The organism is Pseudomonas sp. Irchel 3A7 (assembly GCF_900187565.1).
GTDB lineage: Bacteria > Pseudomonadota > Gammaproteobacteria > Pseudomonadales > Pseudomonadaceae > Aquipseudomonas.
Map to the genome: position 1 here is coordinate 157328 of NZ_FYED01000013.1, position 24686 is coordinate 182013.

Below are 24686 nucleotides of genomic sequence, written 5' to 3' on the forward strand. Positions count from 1 at the left end.
TCGGCAGACAGATTGCATTCGCGAGCAGGCTCGCTCCCACAGGGTTTACTGCAAGCCGTTAGAAATCCTTGCACAACCGCAACGCGTCGTAGATCGCCGCGTGTACGTTACGCTGGGCCACGCAGTCGCCGATGCGGAACAGCAGGTAGCCATCACCGCTCTGTTCCAGGCATGGCTGCGGCTTGATCGCGAACAAGGCTTCGACGTCGATCTGGCCTTTGTTGCGCGAGCCTTCCTTCAGCGCGTAGTAGATTTCTTCGTCCGGACGCACGCCGTTTTCCACGACCACCTGGTCGACCACCCGCTCCTCCTTGGCGCCGGTGTATTCGTTTTCCAGCACCGCCACCAGCTTGTCGCCTTCGCGGTAAACCTTCTCCAACATCATGTCCCCGGTCATGATCACTTCTTTGGGGTACATGCTGCGGTAGTAAGTCGGGAACGACGTACCGCCAATCGCCACGCCTGGCTTGATGTCGTCGGTGACGATCTCGACCTGGCTGCCTTTGTCAGCAATGAAATCCGCGGTCGACATGCCGGTGAATTCGCAAATGGTGTCGTAGACCAGCACGTTCTTGCCCGGTGCCACCTTGCCATCGAGGATGTCCCAGCTGCTGACCACTAGGCCTTCAGCCGCGCCCCAGTGTTCGTTCTGCTCGATGAACGGGTGGCCGCCGACGGCGAGTACCACCACATCCGGACGCAGGTCCATGATGGTCGGTACGTCTGCCGCGGTGCCCAGGCGCAGGTCGACCTTCAACCGTGCCAGTTCCAGCTGATACCAGCGGGTGATACCGGCGATCTGGTCACGCTGCGGCGCTTTCGACGCCGTGGTGATCTGCCCGCCGATGAATTCCTTTTTCTCGAACAGGGTCACGTCGTGGCCACGTTCGGCGGCTACACGGGCGGCTTCCATCCCCGCAGGACCCGCACCGACCACCACCACCTTGCGTTTCACGCCGGTGGTCTTTTCGATGATGTGCGGCACGCCCATGTACTCACGGGAGGTCGCCGCGTTCTGAATGCACAACACATCCAGGCCTTGATACTGACGGTCGATGCAGTAGTTGGCGCCGACGCATTGTTTGATCTGGTCGACCTGACCCATCTTGATCTTGGCGATCAGGTGCGGGTCGGCGATGTGCGCGCGGGTCATGCCGACCATGTCGACGTAACCGCCCTCCAGGATACGGGTGGCCTGGTTCGGGTCCTTGATGTTCTGCGCGTGCAGCACCGGAACCTTGACCACTTCCTTGATGCCGGCGGCCAGGTGCAGGAACGGCTCCGGCGGGTAGCTCATGTTCGGAATCACGTTGGCCAGGGTGTTGTGGGTGTCGCAACCCGAGCCCACGACGCCGATGAAATCCAGCATCCCAGTGTTGTCGTAATACTGGGCGATCTGCTTCATGTCTTCGTGGGACAAACCATCCGGGTGGAACTCGTCACCGCAGATCCGCATGCCCACGCAGAAATCGTCACCGACCTCGGCGCGCACGGCTTTCAAGACTTCCAGACCGAACTTCATGCGGCCTTCGAAGCTGCCACCCCATTCGTCGGTACGCTTGTTGACCCGAGGGCTCCAGAACTGGTCGATCATGTGCTGGTGCACTGCCGACAGTTCGACACCGTCCAGGCCACCGGCCTTGGCGCGGCGTGCCGCTTGTGCGTAGTTGCCGATCACCCGCCAGATTTCTTCCGGCTCGATGGTTTTGCAGGTGGCACGGTGCACCGGCTCACGCACGCCCGACGGCGACATCAGCGTCGGCCAGTTGAAGCCGTCCCAGCGCGAGCGACGGCCCATGTGGGTAATCTGGATCATGATCTTGGCGCCGTGCTTGTGCATGGCGTCGGCAAGATTCTGGAAGTGCGGAATGATGCGGTCGGTGGACAGGTTCACCGAACTCCACCACTCCTGCGGGCTGTCGATGGCCACCACGGACGAGCCGCCGCAAATCGCCAGGCCGATCCCGCCCTTGGCCTTCTCTTCGTAATACTTGACGTACCGGTCGGTGGTCATGCCGCCGTCGGTCGCGTAGACCTCGGCGTGCGCGGTGCTGAGCACGCGGTTACGGATGGTCAGTTTGCCGATCTGGATCGGCTGGAACATTGCTTCGAAAGCCATGGCGGGTTCCTCGACTTACAACGGCTTGACGATGAACAAGCCGTCTTCGTGGCCCTCTTCGGAGCCACCGTAGACTTGCTCGGCCACGGTGCGGATCTTGCTGCCACGAGCGGCGAGGATCTGGTCCATCGCGCCGGCAAACCAACCGGTGAACATGTAGTCGACCTTGCGTCCGACCTTGCCGTACACGTAGACGAACGCCGAGTGCTCGAGCTTGACGCTGGCCGTCCCCTTGTCCAGGTCGATGTCCTGGATCTTGAACAGGCCCCAGCCGCGTTGCGACAGGCGTTTCATGTAGTGTTCGAACACCGCGACGCCTTCCAGGCCATGGCATTCGGCTTCTTTTTCACACCAGTGCCAGGCGGATTTGTAGCCGGCCTTGTAGAGGATTTCGGAATAGGCTTCGGCGCCCAGCACTTCCTCGATGCCCATGTGGTTGTTGACGAAGAAATGACGCGGTACGTACAGCATCGGCAGGGCGTCGGAGGTCCAGACACCGGTTTCGCTGTCGACTTCGATAGGCAATTGCGGGGCGATCTTGGCCATGGAAACTTAACTCCAGAAAAATTTTGGTGTTGCCCCCGGCACGGACGGCCGGGGGAAAGGATTCAGGGGTGCGGCGGCTTATTCGCCCCAGACGTCTTTCAGGACGTTGACCCAGTTCTCGCCCATGATCTTGCGCACCACGCGCTCGGAATGGCCGCGCTTGAGCAGGGTCTCGGTCAGGTTCGGGAACTCGCCCACGGTGCGGATGCCCAGCGGGTTGATGATCTTGCCGAAGCTGGTCAGACGGCGGGCGTAGCCTTTGTCGTGGGTCAGGTATTCGAAGAAGTCCTGGCCATGACCCTGGGTGAAGTCGGTGCCGATACCGATCGAGTCTTCGCCAACGATGTTCAAGGTGTACTCGATGGCTTCGGCGTAGTCGTCGATGGTCGAATCGATACCCTTGGCCAGGAACGGCGCGAACATGGTCACGCCGACGAAACCACCGTGGTCAGCAATAAACTTGAGCTCTTCATCGGACTTGTTGCGCGGGTGCTCTTTGAGACCCGACGGCAGGCAGTGGGAATAGCAGACCGGTTTCTTCGATTCGAGGATGACTTCTTCGGACGTCTTGGAGCCGACGTGGGACAGGTCGCACATCACGCCGACACGGTTCATCTCGGCAACGATTTCACGACCGAAGCCCGACAGGCCGCCATCGCGCTCGTAGCAACCGGTGCCCACCAGGTTCTGGGTGTTGTAGCACATCTGCACGATACCGACGCCGAGCTGCTTGAACACCTCGACATAGCCGATCTGGTCTTCGAAGGCATGGGCATTCTGGAAGCCGAAGAGAATGCCGGTCTTGCCTTGCTCTTTGGCTTTACGGATATCGGCGGTGGTGCGCACCGGGATCACCAGGTCGCTGTTCTCGCGGATCAGTTTCTGGCTGGCGGCGATGTTGTTGACGGTGGCCTGGAAGCCCTCCCACACCGACACGGTGCAGTTGGCCGCGGTCAGACCGCCCTTGCGCATGTCTTCAAACAGCTCGCGGTTCCACTTGGCAATAATCAGCCCGTCGATAACGATGCTGTCGGCGTGCAATTCGGCTGGGCTCATCAGGCTGTCCCCTTATTAGCGATTCATGCGCCGAATCGTCTGCCGGCGCTTTGGGGCCAGCATATGCCTGAGGACCGGGGCAGCCGGGTGCAAAAACGACAGGGGGTTTGCCGAAAGCGTCAATCCGCGACAAAGGGTCGTCGCCAGGCACAATCCGCGACCTGTTCAAGCCCGCCTGCATGGGCCAGAATTCGCCGCATCATAAGAATGCTTCACTGGATGCTTTACTCGAATAAGGGGTGGTGACGTAAATGAAATCGATCTTCCTGGCTTTGGCACTGATTGCGACCGGCGTACACGCAGCGGAAGAATCCGACGACAACCCCTGCGACAAGGTCGAAAACGACGTCCAGACCCTGGAATGCTCCGCCTTCAGCAAAACCACCGCCGAAGATCTGCTGAGTGAAAACTACAAAAGCCTGAACGAGCGCATGCAGTCGCTCTATGGCAAGAACCCGTCGCAACTGGCCGACATCACCGCCAAACTCAAGACCGCCCAGCAACAATGGCTGAAAACCCGCGACGCCGACTGCGCCGTCGAAGCCTTCCCGGCTACGGCCGGCAGCAAAGCCTTCACCATTGCGCAAAATGATTGCGTGGCGCGGATCAGTGATGAGCGGTCGGAGTTTCTGGAGTCGATTGGGCAGGAGTAAATGCAAACTTCACTCAATTGAGCTGTAGGCTGCACGCCTTCACCTAAAAGGGATTCACCATGAAAATCTGCGGCATCGAAATCAAAGGCAGCGAAGCAATCATTGCCGTGGCCGCCCTTGATGGTTCGGCTCTGAGCCACGTCGCGCTCGCCACCAAGAAAATCGCCCTGGACGATGACGACGAAGCCGCCAACGTCAAAGTCTTTGCCGCTCAGGTCGCGTCGTTTGTTCGCGAGAATTCGATAGATCGGATCGCGATCAAAAAGCGCAGCAAAAAAGGCGAATTCGCCGGTGGGCCGACCACGTTCAAGATCGAGGGAGTTTTCCAGTTGCTGGAGAATTGCGAGGTGATGCTGCTGTCGCCGCAGACGATCAACGCGCAGGCCAAGAAGCACGGTTTTGAGCTACCGGGGACGCTGAACAAATATCAGCATGAGGCTTACAAGGCGGCCTGTTCGGCACTCCTGAAAAAGTAACCTTCAACTCTGTAGGAGCGAGCTCTGCTCGCGATGGACGTTAACGATCATGCGTGCTGCCTGAATGAACGCGTCGCCCAGGCGTTTTTCGCGAGCAGGGCTCGCTCCTACAGGTGTTCTCGGTGTTCAGGCTTTCGCGGTCCGCCGGTCTTCCCTCGGGCACCGCTCGAACTTCGCCCGATAGCTACGGGTGAAATACGACGGCGATTCAAAGCCGCAGGCGATACTCACTTCCAACACACTCATATCGGTCTGACGCAACAATTGCTGCGCCTTTTCCAACCTCAGCCGCAGGTAGAAATTGCTTGGCGTGTCGTTCAGATGCAGGCGAAACAGCCGTTCAAGCTGCCTGCGCGTCACTTTGATCGATTCCGCCAGTTCCAGCGTGCTCAGCGGCGGCTCACTGTGCTGCTCCATTTCGCCGATCACCTGCACCAGTTTCTTGTTACTGATGCCGTAGCGCGTGGCGACTTCCATGCGTTGGTGGTCTTTGCGCGGGCGGATGCGGCCCAGCACGAACTGTTCGCTGACCTGGATCGCCAGTTCCGGGCCATGGGCCTGGGCGATCAGATCCAGCATTAAATCGATCGATGCAGTGCCGCCGGCGGAGGTGATGCGTCGACGGTCAATCTCGAACAATTCCTGGGTGACGCTAAGCTGCGGATAGGACTCCTTGAAGGCATCGATGGCTTCCCAGTGCAGGGTCAGGCGGTGGCCATCGAGCAGACCGGCTTCGGCGAGGATAAAACTGCCGGTGTCGATGGCGCCAAGGGTCACGCCTTCGTTGTCCAGACGACGCAGCCAGTGCTCCAGGGCCGGGGTGGCGAACTTCAGCGGTTCGAAGCCGGCGACCACCAATAGCGTCGCGCCTTTCCTCAGCGGCTCCAGCGCCGCATCGGCGTTGACCGACATGCCGTTACTGGCCAGCACCGCCCCGCCATCGGCACTCAATACATGCCAGCGATAAAGCTCGCCGCGAAAGCGATTGGCGACCCGCAGCGGCTCGATGGCCGAGATAAATCCAATGGCCGAGAAACCTGGCATCAACAAGAAATAGAAATCCTGGGACATGGAGCGCACTCGATGGCAGGTAGCGTGAGGACGTTGATACGCCACTTGCAACAGGCATTCAAGAGGGCAGGTCGCTGCAGTGCAAGAGTCGGTCGCCGCAGTGCGCTTTTATGGGGGCACAGCTGCGTAACTTGGCATCACCGGCGCACAAAGACGACCGGACCCACAATAACGAAACTGCCGAGGAATCCTGAGATGAAACGACTGATCAGCAGCTGTGTTCTTGCACTCAGCGGTACCGCTTTGCTGAGCGCCAGTGTCATGGCAGCCGAACCTGCGTCGTGCCAGAACGTGCGCATGGGCGTAGTGAACTGGACCGACGTTATCGCCACCAGTGCAATGACCCAGGTATTGCTCGACGGCCTCGGCTACAGCACCAAACAAACCAGCGCCTCCCAGCAAATCATCTTCGCCGGCATCCGCGATCAGCGCCTGGACCTGTTCCTGGGTTACTGGAACCCGCTGATGACCCAGACCATCACCCCGTTCGTCGACGCCAATCAGGTCAAAGTGCTTGAAGCACCAAGCCTCAAAGACGCCCGCGCCACCCTTGCCGTTCCGACCTACCTCGCCGACAAGGGTCTGAAAACCTTCGCCGACATTGCCAAGTTCGAAAAAGAGCTGGGCGGCAAGATCTACGGCATCGAGCCTGGCTCGGGCGCCAACACCCAGATCAAGGCGATGATTGCCAAGAACCAGTTTGGCCTCGGCAAGTTCCAGCTGGTCGAGTCCAGCGAGGCCGGCATGCTCGCCGCGGTGGATCGCGCAGTGCGCCGCAAGGAAGCCGTAGTGTTCTTCGGCTGGGCGCCGCACCCGATGAACGTCAACGTGCAGATGACTTACCTCACCGGCAGTGAAGACGCTCTCGGCCCGAACGAAGGCATGGCCACGGTCTGGACCGTCACCGCGCCGAAGTACTCCGAGCAATGCCCGAACATTGGCCGACTGCTGAGCAACCTGACGTTCACCGCCGAAGACGAGAGCCGGATGATGCAGCCGTTGCTGGATCACAAGGACGCCTTCGAATCGGCCAGACAGTGGCTCAAGGATCACCCGCAAGACAAGCAGCGCTGGCTCGAAGGCGTGACCACCTTCGATGGCAAGCCCGCGGCTGAAAACCTCAAGCTGACCAGCAAGTAACCCTCAATCGAACCACCGATTCGCAGCCCGACCGGGCTGCGAACGGGACCACCACGCCTGTAAGGAACCGAAAAATGAACCACGACGTCATCATCACCTGCGCACTCACCGGTGCTGGCGACACGACCGCCAAGAGCCCACACGTGCCGGTCACCCCGAAACAAATCGCTGCCGCCGCCGTAGAGGCCGCCAAGGCCGGCGCCACCGTGGTTCACTGCCACGTTCGCGACCCACAAACCGGCAAGTTCAGCCGCGACGTGGCGCTGTACCGCGAAGTGATGGAGCGCATCCGCGAAGCCGACGTCGACATCATCGTCAACCTCACCGCCGGCATGGGCGGCGACCTGGAAATCGGCGCGGGCGAGAACCCGATGGAGTTCGGCCCGAACACTGACCTGGTCGGCCCGCTGACCCGTCTGGCCCATGTCGAAGAACTGCTGCCGGAAATCTGCACCCTCGATTGCGGCACCCTGAACTTCGGCGATGGCGACACCATTTACGTATCCACCCCGGCGCAGCTGCGTGCCGGCGCCAAACGCATTCAAGAGCTGGGCGTGAAGGCCGAGCTGGAAATTTTCGACACCGGTCACCTGTGGTTCGCCAAACAGATGATCAAGGAAGGTCTGCTCGACAACCCGCTGTTCCAGCTCTGCCTGGGCATCCCGTGGGGCGCCCCGGCTGATACCACCACCATGAAAGCCATGGTCGACAACCTGCCAGCCGATGCGGTCTGGGCCGGCTTTGGCATCGGTCGCATGCAAATGCCGATGGCCGCGCAGGCCGTGCTGCTCGGCGGCAACGTGCGTGTCGGGCTGGAAGACAACCTGTGGCTGGACAAGGGCGTTCTGGCGACCAACGGCCAACTGGTCGAGCGCGCCGGCGAAATCCTCAGCCGCCTCGGTGCCCGGGTCCTCACCCCGGCTGAAGGCCGCAAGAAAATGGGCCTGAAACAGCGCGGCTAATCACTATTCATTCTTTACCCCTGTGGGAGCGAGCCTGCTCGCGAAGAGGCCGTCACAGCCGACATTTCAGTCGACTGACACACCGCTTTCGCGAGCAGGCTCGCTCCCACAAGGGCAACACCGAATCCTTTAGGAAATCACCATGAGCTTTATCACCGAAATCAAAACCTTCGCAGCCCTGGGCAGCGGTGTCATCGGCAGCGGCTGGGTGTCCCGCGCCCTCGCCCACGGCCTCGATGTGGTGGCCTGGGACCCGGCGCCCGGTGCCGAAGCCGCCTTGCGCAAACGCGTTGCCAACGCCTGGGGCGCACTGGAGAAACAAGGCCTGGCGCCGGGTGCCTCGCAGGATCGCCTGCGCTTTGTCACCACCATCGAAGAATGTGTTCGCGACGCCGATTTCATCCAGGAAAGTGCCCCTGAACGTCTTGAACTGAAACTGGAACTGCACAGCAAAATCAGCGCCGCAGCCAAGCCCGACGCCTTGATCGGTTCCAGTACTTCTGGCCTGTTGCCAAGCGAGTTCTACGAGAGTTCGACCCATCCGGAACGCTGCGTGGTCGGGCACCCGTTCAACCCGGTTTATCTGCTGCCCCTGGTGGAAGTGGTCGGCGGCAAGAACACCGCCCCGGAAGCCGTGCAGGCGGCGATGAAAGTCTACGAATCCCTCGGCATGCGCCCGCTGCACGTACGCAAGGAAGTGCCGGGATTCATCGCCGACCGCTTGCTCGAAGCGTTGTGGCGCGAGGCATTGCACCTGGTCAATGACGGCGTGGCGACCACCGGCGAAATCGATGACGCCATCCGTTTTGGTGCCGGTCTGCGCTGGTCGTTCATGGGCACGTTCCTGACCTACACCCTGGCCGGTGGCGATGCCGGCATGCGTCACTTCATGGCACAGTTCGGCCCGGCCCTGCAGTTGCCGTGGACCTACCTGCCGGCGCCGGAACTGACCGAAAAACTGATCGACGATGTGGTGGATGGCACCAGCGATCAATTGGGTAAACACAGCATTTCTGCGCTGGAGCGCTATCGTGATGACTGCCTGCTGGCGGTGCTGGAGGCGGTGAAGACCACCAAAGAGAAGCATGGGATGACTTTTAGCGAGTAATGCGCCATCAGGATCGGCCCCTTCGCGAGCAGGCTCGCTCCCACAGGTTATGCGCGGTCCTTGTGGGAGCGAGCCTGCTCGCGAAGACGATAGACCAGTCACCTCCCCTATTGGACCTTGAAACATGCCCACACTAACCACCTACCAAACCAGAATCATCCCCGACTGGGTCGACTACAACGGCCACCTGCGCGACGCGTTCTACCTGCTGATCTTCAGCTATGCCACCGATGCGCTGATGGATCGCCTGGGCATGGACAGCAACAACCGCGAAGCCAGCGGCAACTCGCTGTTCACCCTGGAACTGCACCTGAACTACCTGCACGAAGTGAAGCGCGATGCCGAAGTCGAAGTGCACACGCAGATCATCGCCCACGACAGCAAACGCTTGCACCTCTACCACAGCCTGCATCTGGTGGGTGACACGAAAGAGCTGGCGGGCAACGAACAAATGTTGCTGCATGTCGACCTCGCCGGGCCAAGTTCCACACCGTTCAGCGCAGTGACCCTGGGCAAACTGCAAGCCATGGTCGCTGAACAGACTGACCTGCCACCCCCCGCCTACGTTGGCCGAGTGATCGCATTACCGCCCAAAAAATAACAAGGAGATCGCATGAACACCGCCGCTGCTTTTGCCGACTTCCGTACTTATCCGTTGATCAGCGCGCTCAAAGGCGTGCAGGCGATGGCGGATCGTGTTCTGGTGAAGTGGGCCGACCACCGCGTCAGCCCCTTCCATCATCAATGGCTGCGGGACAACTGCCCGTGCCCGCAATGCGTCTACACGGTGACCCGCGAGCAAGTGCTGGAAATCGTCGATGTCCCGGAAAACTTGCTACCCGCCGACACCAGCATCGACGCTGAGGGCTGCCTCAGCATCGAATGGCAGGACGGCCACCACAGCCGCTTCGACCCTGGCTGGTTGCGTGCCCACGCCTACGACGACGAATCCCGCGCCGAGCGCCTGGCAGCCAAGCCAAAAGCCAGTCTTTGGCATAGCGATCTGCAGTTGCCGGTGTTCGAGTATCGAACGCTGATGAACGATAACGATGCCCTGTTGCAATGGCTGCTGGCCGTGCGGGACACCGGCCTGACCCAGGTCCGAGGCGTACCCACCGAACCCGGCTCGCTGAAGCTGATCGCGCAGCGCATTTCCTTCATCCGCGAGAGCAATTTCGGCGTGCTGTTCAACGTGCAATCCAAGTCCGATGCCGACAGCAACGCCTACACCGCTTTCAACCTGCCGTTGCACAGCGATTTGCCGACCCGGGAGTTGCAACCGGGACTGCAATTCCTGCATTGCCTGGTCAATGACGCCGAGGGGGGCGAAAGTATTTTTGTCGACGGTTTTGCCATCGCCGATGCCTTGCGCCAGGAAGATCCTGAGTCATTCAAAAGCCTCTGCGAGATCCCTGTGGAATTTCGCAACAAGGACCGCCATAGCGACTACCGTTGCCTCGCACCGATCATCGCCCTGGACGCCTTGGGACAAGTGTCGGAAATCCGCATGGCAAACTTTCTGCGCGGGCCGTTCGATGCGTCGGTGGAACAGATGCCCAGGCTCTATCGCGCCTATCGCCGCTTTATCGCGATGACCCGCGAGCCCCGGTTCAGGCTGATGCAAAGGCTCAACCCCGGCGAGCTCTGGTGCTTCGACAACCGCCGCACCCTCCACGCCCGTAACGCCTTCGATCCCGCTACCGGTGCCCGGCATTTCCAGGGGTGTTATGTCGATCGGGATGAGTTGTTGTCGCGCATTTTGGTATTGCAACGCTAGACCGTGTCATCGTTCATCGCGGGCAAGCCACGCTCCCACAGGTTATTCGCAACCCCTGTGGGAGCGGGCTTGCCCGCGATGGCGTCCGGACGGGCAACACTGAAACCACAGGCAAAAAAAAGCCCCGATCAAGCCGTGACAGGATCGAGGCAATAGGTACTGTTGAGGAGCTGCCGTGCGAGGGTGACCAAACCATCGTGAAGCGAGCTGAGTCCAGTGTGCCGACTCCTCTCGCGGGTAAATAGCCCGAAAACGACGCTTTCATAGCCAATGCGGCCATTGCGACAAATCGCCCTTGCCGCCACCCTGCCCCCCTACCAGAATCGAGCCACGACTCCATTCCCAGAAGAAGGATTTGCGTCATGATGCACGCCGATTTGATTGATCAGGAAGACTTGTTGGGCCAGCTCAAGGCATTGGGCTTTCAAGTGCCGAACGGCGCCACAGCCGAGCAGGCTTGCGAGTGTGCGGTGCGAGGTTTGAACAACGAGCGGGCCATCGTGCTGCGCACCATGGTCAAGCAGATGTACACCAGCAGCGCGACCATCCTGCCAGCTGTGCGCCAGGCTATCGACAAGCAATTGCTGCCGGCATTGGCCGAATACCAACAAAGCCACGTCGCCCGTTAAATCGCCTTCGCGAGCAGGCTCGCTCCCACATTCGACCGCACTCCTCTGTGGGAACCCGGTCAACTGTGGGAGCGAGCCTGCTCGCGAAGAAGGCGCCGCGGATTAAAGCCTTACGCTAGCGAAAGTCGACTCATTACGCGCCTGGCTCAGCGCTGACAACGGCCCGGACAACGGCGACAGCACCAGGGCTTGTGGCAGCGGCATCATCGCCACTTGCTGCGTGGTGTTGGAACCTACGCGCTCGTCACGTGGCGGAATGCCGAAGTATTCGCGGTAGCACTTGGAGAAGTGCGGCGTGGACACGAAGCCACACACAGATGCCACTTCGATGATCGACATCGGCGTTTGCTTGAGCAGCTGCCGCGCGCGGATCAGGCGCAGCTTCAGGTAGTAACGCGAAGGCGAGCAGTGCAGGTACTTCTGGAACAGCCGCTCCAGCTGACGACGGGACACGGCGACATACACTGCCAGTTCGTCGAGGTCGATCGGCTCTTCTAGGTTGGCCTCCATCAACGCAACGATTTCCTGCAACTTCGGCTGGTTGGTGCCGAGCATGTGCTTGAGCGGCACGCGCTGGTGATCCTGTTCGTTGCGGATGCGCTCGTACACGAACATCTCCGAGATCGCGGCGGACAGTTCACGGCCGTGATCGCGGCTGATCAGGTGCAGCATCATGTCCAGCGGCGCGGTGCCACCGGAACTGGTGAAACGGTTACGGTCCAGGGTGAACAGGCGGGTACTCATGGCCACCCGCGGGAAGGCTTCCTGCATCGCCGCCAGGCATTCCCAGTGCACGCTGCAATCGAAACCGTCCAGCAGGCCGGCGCAGGCCAGGGCCCAGCTGCCGGTGCAGACCGCACCCAGGCGACGGGACTGACGCGCCTGGCTTTGCAGCCATGAAACGTGTTCACGGGTAACAGTGCGCTGGATACCGATGCCGCCGCAGACAATCACGGTGTCCATTGGAGGGGCTTTGTGCATGGAGGCGTCGGGGGTGATCTGCAGACCGTCACTGGCCCAGACTTGACCGCCATCGACGGTGAGGGTCGTCCAGCGATACAGCTCGCGGCCGGACAACTGGTTGGCCATGCGCAGGGGTTCGACTGCGGAGGCCAGGGAAATCAGCGTGAAATTGTCCAGCAGCAGAAAGCCGATGGATTGAGGCGCACGGTTCTGGGGTTGGGCCCCGGAGTTGAACGTCGTCATCGCGGTATCTCCTCACACAAAGCGGGTGATGGCCTCAGGCGGAGGCTCTTGTTATTGCCATCGTTCTCGCGTGGGAGACGGGCTTTGTAATGACAGAGCAATTGCCATGCCTAAATTTGAATGTGCGTTCAATAACTCCTAAAAACGACGTCGGAATGTGTCTATATATGACGCGCGGCGAGTAGGGGTTATAAGTGCCATCAGTGGCGACAAGCGCTCTGCCCCGTTGCGTGTGAGCAAATCGGTAGCACTTGTGGGAACAGGGCTGCGAGCAGCCCGGAAAGAGTGTCACCGCAGGCACGGGTGACGGGCGGTCAGGGACCCCATGATACCCCGCCGACGGTGAGACTATTTATCTGTTAGCGACGCGCCAAAAGGTGGCGCGGTTTGGATCGAGTGTTCAGTTTACGCGCAGTTTTGACTGGTCTGGCCCCATCGCTGGCAAGCCAGCTCCCACAGGGATTCAGGGTGTGATCAAGATATCAGCTACACCAAAGAATCTGTGGGAGCTGGCTTGCCAGCGATGAAGTCAGCTCGGTATCAGCACTCCACCGCGCTGACCGCCAACCCACCCCGCGATGTCTCCTTATATTTGTCATGCATATCGGCACCGGTATCACGCATGGTGCGGATCACCCGATCCAGCGAGATAAAGTGCTGTCCATCGCCGCGCAATGCCATTTGCGCCGCATTGATCGCTTTCACCGCGGCAATCGCGTTGCGCTCGATACACGGCACTTGCACCAGACCGCCCACCGGATCGCACGTCAGCCCCAGGTTATGTTCCAGGCCGATTTCCGCCGCGTTGCACAGTTGCTCCGGGGTGGCGCCGAGGATTTCCGACAGCCCCGCCGCGGCCATGGCGCAGGCCGAACCGACTTCGCCCTGGCAACCGACTTCGGCACCGGAGATCGAAGCGTTCTTCTTGCACAGAATCCCCACCGACGCCGCACCGAGGAAGTAGTCGACGACGTTGGCGTCGGTCACGTCCTCGCTGAACTTCATAAAGTAATGCAACACCGCGGGAATGATCCCCGCCGCACCATTGGTCGGTGCCGTGACCATGCGCCCGCCGGCGGCGTTTTCTTCATTGACCGCCAAGGCGAACAGGTTGACCCACTCCATGGCGCTGAGGGTCGAGCCGATCACGTTGGGTTTGTTCAACTCCTGCAAGCTGCGATGCAGTTTGGCCGCACGCCGGCGCACATTCAGGCCACCGGGCAGGATGCCTTCGTGCTTGAGGCCGTGATCGACGCAATCCTGCATGGCGCGCCAGAGCTTCATCAGGCCGCTGCGGATTTCCTCTTCGCTGCGCCAGACCTTCTCGTTGGCCATCATGAGTTCGGCTACGCGCAGATTGTGCTTCTTGCACAGCTCCAACAACTCGGCAGCAGAGGAAAAATCATAGGGCAACACAGTGCGGTCAAGGTCGACCACCCCGCTGGAGGCCTGGGCCTCGTCGACGACAAAACCGCCGCCGACCGAATAGTAGGTGTCGCGATGCAACTCGCCGTCATTGCCTTCGACAATCAGGGTCATGGCATTGGGATGGAACGGCAGGTTTTCGTCGATCAGGCGCATGTCCCGACCCCAGATGAAGGGCACCGACAAACGACCGTCGAGCAACAGCGTGTCGGTTTCGCGCAGGGTGGCGATGCGGATGCCGATTTGCGACGGATCGATCGCATCCGGCCACTCGCCCATCAGGCCCATGATCACCGCGTTGTCGCTGCCGTGACCGATGCCGGTGGCGGACAACGAACCATAGAGCTGAACTTCGACCCTGCGCACCTGCTCCAGCAGACCCCGTTCACGCAAACCTTGTACAAACAAAGCCGCCGCCCGCATGGGTCCCACGGTGTGCGAACTGGAAGGGCCGATGCCGATTTTGAACAGGTCGAAAACACTGATAGCCATTACTGCCGAACTCCTGGATGAGCCAACTCCAGGCGCAAAAACGCCCGGTGGCGGAGCTGCTACGCTCAAGCTGCAATCCGCCGAGATGACTGCATCATCAGGCTTTTGTCTTGTCGTTCGACGTCTCTAACCGACGCACTCATGTCCACTAACGCCGTGGGCGTTTTACGCCATGTTTTCGGCGTTTTTTTGCGATGCAGAGGGGGAAATGGGGCTGAAAAAATCTGTAAACGACGTCACTGACACTGGATGCGACCATCCCTGTACTGGTTACGACGCACCCTGTAGGCGTCAGATTTTCACTGGTACATGATCATATCGACTCGATTGCAAGGCGCCGTGGTAGAGCTGTCTCCAAAACGCCATCCAGCCGCAACTCTATAAGTGCGGTGGTCCAGTCGGAACACTGCCAAAAAAAACACCAAGGAGTCCATCCATGAAAGGTTCCCCGTCGTTGTTGTTGGCCGCCATGCTTAGTCTGCCGGTTCTGGCGCAAGCCGCCGAACCGGCCCAATGCAGCACCGTAAACTTCTCCGATGTCGGCTGGACTGACATTACTGTCACCACCGCCACTACCAGCGTCGTCCTCGATGCCCTGGGCTACAAGACCAAAACCACCATGATTTCCGTGCCAGTGACCTACAAGTCGCTGGCCGATGGCAAGAACATGGACATCTTCCTCGGCAACTGGATGCCGACCATGGAAAACGACATCAAGCCCTATCGCGATGCCGGCACCGTGGACACCCTGCGCGCCAACCTTGAAAACGCCAAATACACCCTCGCCGTACCGGAAGAGCTGTACAACAAAGGCCTGAAGGATTTCGCCGACATCGCCAAGTTCAAGAAAGAACTGGACGGCAAAATCTACGGTATCGAACCGGGTAACGACGGTAACCGTCTGATCCAGAGCATGATCGACAAGAACGCCTTCGGCTTGAAAGACGCCGGCTTCAAGGTGGTCGAGTCCAGCGAGGCAGGCATGCTCTCGCAAGTCGATCGCGCCCAGCGCCGCAACACCGCGGTGGTGTTCCTGGGCTGGGAACCGCACCCGATGAACACACGCTTCAAGATGAAGTACCTGACCGGCGGCGACGAGTTCTTCGGCCCCAACTTCGGCCAGGCGACCATCTACACCAACACCCGCAAGGGTTACGCCCAGGAATGCAGCAACGTGGGTCAGCTGCTCAAAAACCTGGTCTTCACCCTCGACATGGAAAGCACGCTGATGGGCAACGTCCTGGACGACAAGATGAAGCCTGACGCAGCCGCGAAGGCCTGGCTGAAAAAGAACCCACAGGTACTCGATACCTGGCTCGCTGGCGTGACCACCATTGACGGTAAACCAGGCCTGGAGGCCGTGAAAGCCAAGCTCGCGCAGTAATCGCTTATGCCGGGCAGGTCTGCCTGCCCGGGCTGTTTATTTCCTTGCATGCGGACGTTCACTACCATGCTGATTGATCAGAAAATACCTCTAGGCCAGCACATTGCGAGCTTTGTCGAATGGTTGACGCAACACGGCGCCAACACCTTCGACGCCATTGCCGTGACGCTGGAAACGATGATCCACGGCGTGACTTTCGCGCTGACCTGGTTCAACCCGCTGGTCTTGATCGGCCTCATCGCCCTCCTGGCCCACTTGATCCAGCGCAAATGGGGGTTGACCGCCTTTGTTGTCGCCTCCTTTCTGCTGATCCTCAACCTGGGGTACTGGCAGGAAACCATGGAGACCCTCGCCCAGGTGTTGTTCGCCACCCTGGTCTGCGTGGTCATCGGCGTGCCACTGGGCATCGTCGCCGCGCACAAGCCGATGTTCTACACTGTAATGCGTCCGGTACTCGATCTGATGCAGACCGTACCGACCTTCGTTTACCTCATTCCTACCCTGACCCTCTTCGGGCTGGGTGTGGTGCCAGGCCTGATCTCCACGGTGGTGTTCGCCATTGCCGCGCCGATCCGCCTGACCTACCTGGGCATCCGCGATGTCCCACAAGAATTGATGGACGCCGGCAAGGCCTTCGGCTGCTCGCGTCGTCAACTGCTGACACGGATCGAACTGCCCCACGCCATGCCGAGCATCGCGGCCGGCATCACCCAGTGCATCATGCTGTCGCTGTCGATGGTGGTGATCGCGGCACTGGTGGGCGCCGATGGATTGGGTAAACCGGTGGTCAACGCACTGAACACTGCTGATATCGCCCTGGGCTTCGAAGCGGGCCTGGCGATCGTACTGCTGGCGATCATGCTCGACCGTATCTGCAAACAACCCGAAGCCAAAGTAGGGGGTGACGCATGAGCATAATTCGCTTCGAAGACGTCGACGTGATCTTCACCAAAGATCCGCGCGAAGCACTGAAACTTCTCGATCAAGGCTTGACCCGCAGCGAGATCCTGAAAAAGACCGGGCAGATCGTTGGCGTCGAAAAAGCCAGCCTGGATATCGAAAAAGGTGAAATCTGCGTGCTGATGGGCCTTTCCGGCTCCGGCAAGTCCAGCCTGCTGCGTTGCATCAACGGCCTCAACACCGTCAGCCGCGGCAAGTTGTTCGTCGAGCACGAAGGCAAGCAGATCAACATTGCGTCCTGCACGGCCGCCGAACTGAAAATGATGCGCACCAAGCGCATTGCGATGGTGTTCCAGAAGTTTGCCCTGATGCCTTGGCTGACAGTGCGCGAGAACATCAGTTTCGGCCTCGAAATGCAGGGTCGGCCGGAGAAGGAACGCAAAAAGCTGGTCGATGAAAAACTCGAACTGGTGGGCTTGACCCAATGGCGCAACAAGAAGCCCGATGAGCTGTCCGGCGGCATGCAACAGCGTGTGGGCCTGGCCCGTGCGCTGGCAATGGACGCCGACATTCTGCTGATGGACGAACCGTTCTCGGCCCTCGACCCGCTGATTCGCCAGGGCCTGCAGGATGAACTGCTGGAACTGCAACGCAAGCTGAGCAAAACCATCGTGTTCGTGAGCCACGACCTCGACGAAGCCCTGAAGCTCGGCAGCCGTATCGCGATCATGAAAGACGGCCGGATCATCCAGTACAGCAAGCCTGAAGAAATCGTCCTCAACCCGGCGGACGACTACGTGCGGACCTTCGTGGCCCACACCAACCCGCTGAACGTACTGTGCGGCCGCAGCCTGATGCGCACCCTGGACAACTGCAAGCGCATCAACGGTTCGGTCTGCCTGGATCCGGGCGGCGATTCGTGGCTCGACCTGGCAGAGGGCAACACGATCAAGGGCGCACGCCAGAACGGCTCGGTGCTGGACCTGCAGAACTGGGTACCGGGGCAAGCGGTTGAAGGCCTGGGTCGTCGACCTACCCTGGTGGATTCGAGCATCGGCATGCGCGACGCGCTGCAGATCCGCTACCAGACCGGCAACAAGCTTGTACTGCACGACAACAACCATGTGGTCGGGATTCTCGGCGACAGCGAGCTGTACCACGCACTGCTCGGCAAGAACCTGGGGTAAGGCAACAGACACAAAAACGCCGCGAGAGGATCGCGGCGTTTTTGTTTATGGGGATATCGGGTCAATCTGCTTTGCGGCTAATGACCCCTTCGCGAGCAGGCTCGCTCCCACATTGGAATGCGGTCAACTGTGGAAGCGAGCCTGCTCGCGAAGAACGCGACGCGGTGTCATGGAAACACCGCGCCACTTACAACTTAGCTATACACCCGGCCAAGGAGCTGCCTATGGCTTTCGAACTGATCGAGCACGTCACGGGTGATCTGATCCTGGGTGAAGCCCATCAAGTCGTAGTCCTGGCTGCCGTTGTGCAGGTACACCTCGGCACGGTAGTAGCGCTGGCGTGCCTCATCGGATTGAGCCGATTCAGTTGGCGTGGCCAGGTACCCATCCAGGCTGACTTCGTAGACAAAAGGGTTGCCCTCTTCCATCTCGATCCGCAGGCCCATGCAACGCTTGGACTTGCCCAGCAAGGTTTGCACATCCAGGCCTTGAGCGCGCATTTGCACGGCGGCATCTTCCAGCGCCGGCGTTACATGCTTGTCCATGAAGCGCTGTACCACCGACTGGCTCGGTTGCAGGTCCAGTTGAGTCAGGCGCTCGGTGAAACCACGGCGACCGCGTGCCGCCAGTTCCGCTTGTTCCTGCTCGATCTGCACGTCCTGGCGCATGGCCTTGTGCAAGCCGAACATGAAAAACACCAGCACCACCGAGAACGGCAGTCCCGCCAGCACCACCATGGTTTGCATGGCTTCGAAGTTACCGGCGAACAGCAGACCAATGGTCACCAGGGTGATCACCGCCGACCAGAAAATCCGCAACCAGTGCGGGGCGTCTTCGTCGACGTTACCGCCCTTGCACGACAGGTTGGCCATCATCACCGCGCCGGAATCCGCCGGTGTCAGGAACAGCACGAAACCAACGAAAATCGAGACGCCGATTACCACTTTCGACGCCGGGTAGTGTTCAAGCAACTGGTAGATCGCCATGGACGGCTGTTCCAGCGCCGTCTTGCCGAGTTCCACCGCCCCATGGTTCATCACCAGGTCCAGGGCCGAGTTGCCGAAGATCGACAGCCACGCCAGGGTGAAACCCAGTGGGATCAGCAGCACGCCAGCGACCAGTTCACGCACCGTGCGACCACGGGAAATACGCGCGATGAACATGCCCACGAATGGCGCCCAGGAAATCCACCAGGCCCAGTAGAACAGAGTCCACAGGCCCAACCAGCGGTCGGACTTCTCACTGTCGCCTTCGTACACATAGAGGTCGAACGTCTTCAGCACCACACCGTTCAGGTAGTCACCGATGTTCTGCACGAAGCCGTTGAGCAGGTGCAGGGTCGGGCCGAACAGCAGCACGAAAATCAGCAGGCCGCTGAACAAAACGATGTTCAGGTTGGACAGACGGCGAATGCCGTTTTCCACACCCGACACAGCAGCAATGGTCGCCACGGTGCTCATCACGATGATCACGATCAGCAGGTTGGTGTTGCTGTGCTCCATGCCGAACAGGTTTTCAAGGCCCGACGACACTTGCAGCGAACCAATCCCCAGGTTGGTCACCAGACCCAACAGGGTCACGAACATGCCGAAACCGTCCACCGCGTGACCGGCCGCGCCTTTGACCCAACGCTCACCCGCCAGCGGGTACAGCGCCGAACGCAACGCCAGTGGCTGGTTGTGACGGTAGGCAAAGTACGCCACGGCCAGGCCGACCAATGCGTAGATCGCCCAGCCATGCAGGCCCCAGTGCAGGAACGTCAGCTGAACCGCCTGACGTGCCGCCAGGTTGCTGGCAGCGACGCCTTCCGGCGGGTTGAAGTAGTGATCCAGCGGCTCGGAGGCGCCGAAGTACAGCAACGAGATGCCGATACCCGACGAGAACAGCATCCCCGCCCAGGCGCCGTAGCTGAAGTCCGGGGTGTCGTCCTTGCTGCCCAGTTTCAGTTTGCCGTAGGACGAAAACGCCAGGCCGACGACGAAGATCAGATAGGCGGCAATCACCACCATGTAGTACCAGCCAAAGCTGCGGGACAACCAGGCCTGGGCCGTTCCGAGCATTTTGCCCGCCTCTTGCGGGGCGATGATCAGAATGGCGGTCAACAACAGAATCAACGCGGTAGAGGTGTAGAACACCCAACCGTTGACCGTCACCTTTTCCGGCGGGGTCTTTATAAGCGAGGCAGAACTCATTGCACAGATGCTCCAGGCAGTGCGAGTGAAGAACGCAAGGCAACACGGAACCCGACCAATCGGTTAGTGGGCAGCCGACCAGTGGGTGATATAAAGACACCCCGAAAAAAGCCCGAAGCCCGGGAGCGCCAGTGCGCGTGGGTTTCGAGCGTTTTGGGATGTCGTTTTTCCGCCAGCTACATGTAGGAAAAACCTGTAGGCAGCGACGATTTGTCGCAGATCTTATTCTTTGTTGATTGAACGTTCAATCAAAACAAAATAGACTGGCCCTCAATCCGATAGACGTTTTGCGTCTGCCGGAAGGCCCAAGGAGATGTGCAAGATGCCCAAGGTCGGTATGCAACCCATTCGCCGCCAGCAATTGATCGAAGCCACTTTACTGGCCGTCGATCAGGTCGGAATGGGGGACGCCAGCATTGCGCTGATCGCCCGTTTGGCCGGTGTCTCGAATGGCATCATCAGTCACTATTTTCAGGACAAGAACGGCCTGATTGCTGCCACGGCGCAGTATCTGATGAGCGTCCTCAGCGAGAACGTCACCGCGCGCCGTCAGGCGCTGAAGGACAACAGCCCGCGGGCGCACCTTCAGGTGATCATCGAAGGCAACTTCGACGCCAGCCAGGTCAATGGCCCGGCAATGAAAACCTGGCTGGCCTTCTGGGCCACCAGCATGCACCACCCGTCTTTGCACAGGTTGCAGCGGATCAACGATCACCGTCTGTATTCCAACCTGTGCTGCCAGTTCCGCCGCGTACTGTCGCTCGACGATGCGCGCAGTGCAGCCCGTGGCCTGGCAGCCCTCATTGACGGTTTGTGGCTGCGCGGTGCGCTGTCGGGAGACGCTTTCGACACCGAGCAGGCGCACCGGATCGCTTACGAATACATGGATTTCCAACTGGCCAAGCAGGTGAGTTAGAGCACACATAGAACGCTCAACCCCTGAACGCGCCAATCACTGATGCACTTGCGAGGACAATATGGCCCGTTTCGAACTGCAAAAACTCTACATCGATGGCGCGTACACCGACGCTGGCAGCGACGCCACGTTCGAAGCCATCAACCCGGCTAACGGTGAAGTCCTCGCAAAAGTACAACGTGCGACGAAGGAAGACGTCGAGCGCGCCGTCGTCAGCGCCGAAAAGGGCCAGAAAATCTGGGCCGCCATGACCGCCATGGAGCGTTCGCGCATCCTGCGTCGCGCCGTGGACATCCTGCGTGAGCGCAACGACGAACTGGCCGCCCTGGAAACCCTGGACACCGGCAAGGCTTACTCCGAAACCCGTTACGTCGACATCGTCACCGGCGCCGACGTGCTGGAGTACTACGCGGGCCTGGTGCCAGCCATCGAAGGCGAGCAGATCCCGCTGCGCACCACGTCGTTCGTCTACACCCGTCGCGAGCCGCTGGGCGTCGTGGCCGGCATCGGCGCGTGGAACTACCCGATCCAGATTGCCTTGTGGAAATCCGCACCTGCCCTGGCGGCCGGTAACGCGATGATCTTCAAGCCAAGCGAAGTCACCTCGCTGACCACCCTGAAACTGGCCGAAATCTACACCGAAGCCGGTCTGCCAGCAGGCGTGTTCAACGTCCTGACCGGCAGCGGCCGCGAAGTCGGCACCTGGCTGACCGAGCACCCGCGCATCGAGAAAGTCTCGTTCACCGGCGGCACCGACACCGGCAAGAAAGTCATGGCCAGCGCTTCGAGCTCTTCGCTCAAAGACGTGACCATGGAACTGGGCGGCAAATCCCCGCTGATCATCTGCGACGACGCCGACCTCGACCGCGCCGCCGACACCGCGATGATGGCCAACTTCTACAGCTCCGGTCAGGTTTGCACCAACGGTACCCGCGTATTCGTACCGGCCCACCTGAAAGCCGCGTTCGAAGCCAAGATCGCTGAACGTGTTGCACGCATCCGCATCGGCAACCCGGAAGACGAAAACACCAACTTCGGCCCGCTGGTCAGCTTCGCCCACATGGAAAGCGTGCTGGGCTACATCGCCAAGGGCAAGGAAGAAGGTGCACGTCTGCTGTGCGGTGGCGAACGTCTGACTGACGGCGAATTCGGCAAAGGCGCATTCGTCGCACCGACCGTATTCACTGACTGCACCGACGACATGACCATCGTCCGTGAAGAAATCTTCGGCCCGGTCATGGCGATCCTCAGCTACGAAACCGAAGAAGAAGTGATCCGCCGCGCCAACGACACCGACTTCGGCCTGGCCGCCGGTATCGTCACCAAGGACCTGAACCGCGCCCACCGCGTAATTCATCAGCTGGAAGCCGGTATCTGCTGGATCAACGCCTGGGGCGAATCCGACGCCAAGATGCCGGTCGGCGGCTACAAGCAGTCGGGTGTTGGCCGTGAAAACGGGATCAGCTCGCTGAACAACTTCACCCGCATCAAATCGGTACAGGTCGAGCTGGGCGATTACGCCTCGGTGTTCTAAGGCGACATTCGCTTCGCCTGCGAGGCCGTCTTCGCGAGCAGGCTCGCTCCCACAGAAGTACGCGTTCCACTGTGGGAGCGAGCCTGCTCGCGAATCGAGTGCGCAGCACTCGCCATGGCCTGACCTGAACCAACTTCAAAGAGGGTGCATTCAATGTCCCAAGAATTCGATTACATCATCATCGGTGCCGGCTCGGCCGGTAACACCCTGGCGACCCGTCTGACTGAAGACGAAGGCGTCACCGTCCTGCTGCTCGAAGCGGGCGGCCCGGACTACCGCATGGACTTCCGCACGCAGATGCCTGCCGCGCTGGCGTTCCCGCTGCAAGGCCGTCGCTACAACTGGGCCTACGAAACCGATCCGGAGCCACACATGGACGGTCGCCGGATGGAGTGCGGTCGCGGCAAGGGCCTGGGTGGTTCCTCGCTGATCAACGGCATGTGCTACATCCGCGGCAACGCCATGGACTACGACGGCTGGGCGAAACTGCCTGGGCTGGAAGACTGGACCTACCTCGATTGCCTGCCGTATTTCCGCAAGGCGGAAACCCGTGACATAGGCCCGAACGACTACCACGGTGGTGAAGGTCCGGTCAGCGTGACCACGCCAAAAGCCGGCAACAACCCGTTGTTCCACGCCATGGTCGAAGCCGGCGTGCAGGCCGGTTACCCGCGCACCGAAGACCTCAACGGTTACCAGCAGGAAGGTTTCGGTCCGATGGACCGCACCGTGACGCCCAAAGGCCGTCGCGCTTCCACCGCTCGCGGGTACCTGGACGTGGCCAAGAAGCGTTCGACCCTGACCATCGTCACCCACGCCCTGACCGACAAGATCCTGTTCGAAGGCAAGCGTGCGGTCGGCGTGCGTTACCTGGTCGGCGCGACTGAAGAACGCGTTGAAGTCAAGGCACGCAAGGAAGTCCTGCTGTGCTCCGGCGCCATCGCTTCGCCGCAGATCCTGCAACGCTCCGGCGTCGGCCCTGCCGAGCTGCTGAACAAGCTCGACATTCCAGTGGTCCACGACTTGCCGGGCGTCGGTGAAAACCTGCAGGACCACCTTGAGTTGTACCTGCAATACGCTTGCACCCAACCGGTCTCGCTGTACCCGTCGCTGCTCCTGCACAACCAGCCGGCCATCGGTGCCGAGTGGCTGTTCAACGGCACCGGCATCGGCGCCAGCAACCAGTTCGAAGCCGGCGGTTTCATTCGTACCCGTCCGGAATTCGAATGGCCGAACATCCAGTACCACTTCCTGCCGGTAGCGATTAACTACAACGGCAGCAATGGTGTGAAAGAGCACGGTTTCCAGGCGCACATGGGCTCCATGCGTTCGCCGAGCCGTGGTCGCATCCAGGTCAAGTCCAAGGACCCGCGCCAGCACCCGAGCATCCTGTTCAACTACATGGCCACCGAGCAGGACTGGCAGGAATTCCGCGACGGCATTCGCCTGACCCGTGAAATCATGCAGCAACCTGCACTGGACGCCTTCCGCGGCCGCGAAATCAGCCCGGGCATCGAAGTGCAAACCGATGAGCAGCTGGACACGTTCATCCGTGAGCACGCCGAAACCGCGTTCCACCCGTCCTGCTCGTGCAAGATGGGCACCGACGAGATGGCCGTGGTCGATGGCGAAGGTCGCGTGCATGGCATGCAAGGCCTGCGCGTGGTCGATGCCTCGATCATGCCGATCATCACCACCGGCAACCTGAATGCGCCGACGATCATGATGGCCGAGAAAATCGCCGACAAGATCCGTGGCCGCCAGCCATTGCCGCGCAGCAAGGCCGCCTATTATGTGGCCGGCGATGCGCCGGTGAAGGGCAAGCCGATGCGTGAAGTCAGCCAGACCGCGTAATACCGTTACACCGTATTACGGCTATTCGCGAGCAGGCTCGCTCCCACATAAGACCTGAG

Annotated in this window: 21 protein-coding genes; 14 read left to right on the forward strand and 7 right to left on the reverse strand. The window is 60.2% G+C overall.

Translation table 11 applies throughout. From position 1 onward, the window contains the following. Positions 1 to 58: 58 nt before the first annotated feature. The 3 genes from dgcA to CKW21_RS21630 all read right to left on the reverse strand — a co-directional run bounded on the left by dgcA (position 59) and on the right by CKW21_RS21630 (position 3721). Entirely contained in the window at positions 59 to 2119 is a 2061-nt protein-coding gene (dgcA, locus tag CKW21_RS21620; RefSeq protein ID WP_095195945.1) for a dimethylglycine demethylation protein DgcA, read from the reverse strand. A gap of 15 nt (positions 2120 to 2134) precedes the next feature. Beyond that, positions 2135 to 2665 carry a DUF5943 domain-containing protein gene (locus tag CKW21_RS21625; RefSeq protein WP_095195946.1) on the reverse strand — a complete coding sequence of 177 codons (531 nt, stop codon included), beginning with the start codon at positions 2663 to 2665 and terminating at the stop codon, positions 2135 to 2137. A 78-nt stretch (positions 2666 to 2743) separates the two neighbouring features. Beyond that, the gene (locus tag CKW21_RS21630; protein WP_008019494.1) at positions 2744 to 3721 is read right to left on the reverse strand and encodes a dipeptidase; all 978 of its coding nucleotides are present in this window, start codon (positions 3719 to 3721) and stop codon (positions 2744 to 2746) included. A 251-nt stretch (positions 3722 to 3972) separates the two neighbouring features. Between CKW21_RS21630 and CKW21_RS21640 the strand changes: the two genes are divergently transcribed. Both CKW21_RS21640 and CKW21_RS21645 read left to right on the forward strand, forming a co-directional pair. Next, positions 3973 to 4374: a lysozyme inhibitor LprI family protein gene (locus tag CKW21_RS21640; RefSeq protein WP_095195948.1), complete on the forward strand. Its 402-nt coding sequence runs from the start codon at positions 3973 to 3975 to the stop codon at positions 4372 to 4374. A gap of 59 nt (positions 4375 to 4433) precedes the next feature. After that, complete coding sequence (locus CKW21_RS21645) at positions 4434 to 4850, forward strand: DUF3010 family protein (RefSeq protein ID WP_095195949.1); 417 nt, start codon at positions 4434 to 4436, stop codon at positions 4848 to 4850. Between the two features lie 126 nt (positions 4851 to 4976). Here the strand turns inward: CKW21_RS21645 and CKW21_RS21650 are convergent, their stop codons facing one another. Beyond that, positions 4977 to 5921, reverse strand: coding sequence for a GlxA family transcriptional regulator (locus tag CKW21_RS21650; protein ID WP_095195950.1), 945 nt, complete (start codon positions 5919 to 5921; stop codon positions 4977 to 4979). 195 nt (positions 5922 to 6116) lie between these two features. Between CKW21_RS21650 and CKW21_RS21655 the strand changes: the two genes are divergently transcribed. From CKW21_RS21655 to CKW21_RS21685, 6 genes are all read left to right on the forward strand, one after another. Continuing rightward, positions 6117 to 7061, forward strand: a complete 945-nt coding sequence (locus CKW21_RS21655) for a choline ABC transporter substrate-binding protein (RefSeq protein ID WP_095195951.1) — start codon at positions 6117 to 6119, stop codon at positions 7059 to 7061. Between the two features lie 74 nt (positions 7062 to 7135). After that, positions 7136 to 8023: a 3-keto-5-aminohexanoate cleavage protein gene (locus tag CKW21_RS21660; RefSeq protein WP_095195952.1), complete on the forward strand. Its 888-nt coding sequence runs from the start codon at positions 7136 to 7138 to the stop codon at positions 8021 to 8023. Positions 8024 to 8165: 142 nt separating this feature from the next. Beyond that, the gene (locus tag CKW21_RS21670) at positions 8166 to 9131 is read left to right on the forward strand and encodes an L-carnitine dehydrogenase (RefSeq protein WP_095195953.1); all 966 of its coding nucleotides are present in this window, start codon (positions 8166 to 8168) and stop codon (positions 9129 to 9131) included. A 124-nt stretch (positions 9132 to 9255) separates the two neighbouring features. Then, entirely contained in the window at positions 9256 to 9732 is a 477-nt protein-coding gene (locus CKW21_RS21675; protein ID WP_095195954.1) for a thioesterase family protein, read from the forward strand. Between the two features lie 12 nt (positions 9733 to 9744). After that, positions 9745 to 10908 carry a gamma-butyrobetaine dioxygenase gene (locus CKW21_RS21680; protein ID WP_095195955.1) on the forward strand — a complete coding sequence of 388 codons (1164 nt, stop codon included), beginning with the start codon at positions 9745 to 9747 and terminating at the stop codon, positions 10906 to 10908. 362 nt (positions 10909 to 11270) lie between these two features. Continuing rightward, on the forward strand, positions 11271 to 11537 hold the full coding sequence (locus CKW21_RS21685; protein ID WP_095195956.1) for a hypothetical protein: 267 nt from the start codon (positions 11271 to 11273) through the stop codon (positions 11535 to 11537). A gap of 102 nt (positions 11538 to 11639) precedes the next feature. Here CKW21_RS21685 and CKW21_RS21690 read toward each other — a convergent pair whose 3' ends face one another. Both CKW21_RS21690 and CKW21_RS21695 read right to left on the reverse strand, forming a co-directional pair. Continuing rightward, positions 11640 to 12743, reverse strand: a complete 1104-nt coding sequence (locus CKW21_RS21690; protein WP_007975492.1) for a GlxA family transcriptional regulator — start codon at positions 12741 to 12743, stop codon at positions 11640 to 11642. A 540-nt stretch (positions 12744 to 13283) separates the two neighbouring features. Then, on the reverse strand, positions 13284 to 14660 hold the full coding sequence (locus CKW21_RS21695) for an L-serine ammonia-lyase (protein ID WP_095195957.1): 1377 nt from the start codon (positions 14658 to 14660) through the stop codon (positions 13284 to 13286). A gap of 436 nt (positions 14661 to 15096) precedes the next feature. On the opposite strand from CKW21_RS21695, the gene CKW21_RS21700 reads away from it, so the two are divergent. From CKW21_RS21700 to choV, 3 genes are all read left to right on the forward strand, one after another. Then, the gene (locus CKW21_RS21700; RefSeq protein ID WP_095195958.1) at positions 15097 to 16044 is read left to right on the forward strand and encodes a choline ABC transporter substrate-binding protein; all 948 of its coding nucleotides are present in this window, start codon (positions 15097 to 15099) and stop codon (positions 16042 to 16044) included. A gap of 66 nt (positions 16045 to 16110) precedes the next feature. Continuing rightward, positions 16111 to 16956 carry a choline ABC transporter permease subunit gene (gene choW, locus CKW21_RS21705; protein ID WP_095195959.1) on the forward strand — a complete coding sequence of 282 codons (846 nt, stop codon included), beginning with the start codon at positions 16111 to 16113 and terminating at the stop codon, positions 16954 to 16956. Continuing rightward, positions 16953 to 18131, forward strand: coding sequence for a choline ABC transporter ATP-binding protein (choV, locus tag CKW21_RS21710; protein ID WP_095195960.1), 1179 nt, complete (start codon positions 16953 to 16955; stop codon positions 18129 to 18131). Before choW ends, choV begins: the two co-directional genes overlap by 4 nt. A gap of 194 nt (positions 18132 to 18325) precedes the next feature. On the opposite strand, the gene CKW21_RS21715 is transcribed toward choV, so the two are convergent. Further along, on the reverse strand, positions 18326 to 20266 hold the full coding sequence (locus CKW21_RS21715; protein ID WP_256590300.1) for a BCCT family transporter: 1941 nt from the start codon (positions 20264 to 20266) through the stop codon (positions 18326 to 18328). Positions 20267 to 20645: 379 nt separating this feature from the next. Here CKW21_RS21715 and betI point away from each other — a divergent pair, with 379 nt between their 5' ends. From betI to betA, 3 genes are all read left to right on the forward strand, one after another. Further along, the gene (gene betI / locus CKW21_RS21720; protein WP_095195962.1) at positions 20646 to 21239 is read left to right on the forward strand and encodes a transcriptional regulator BetI; all 594 of its coding nucleotides are present in this window, start codon (positions 20646 to 20648) and stop codon (positions 21237 to 21239) included. Between the two features lie 61 nt (positions 21240 to 21300). Continuing rightward, positions 21301 to 22773 (forward strand): betaine-aldehyde dehydrogenase, encoded by a 1473-nt coding sequence (gene betB / locus CKW21_RS21725; RefSeq protein ID WP_095195963.1) that lies wholly within the window; start codon positions 21301 to 21303, stop codon positions 22771 to 22773. Between the two features lie 153 nt (positions 22774 to 22926). Beyond that, entirely contained in the window at positions 22927 to 24627 is a 1701-nt protein-coding gene (gene betA / locus CKW21_RS21730) for a choline dehydrogenase (RefSeq protein ID WP_095195964.1), read from the forward strand. The last annotated feature ends 59 nt before the right edge of the window (positions 24628 to 24686 follow it).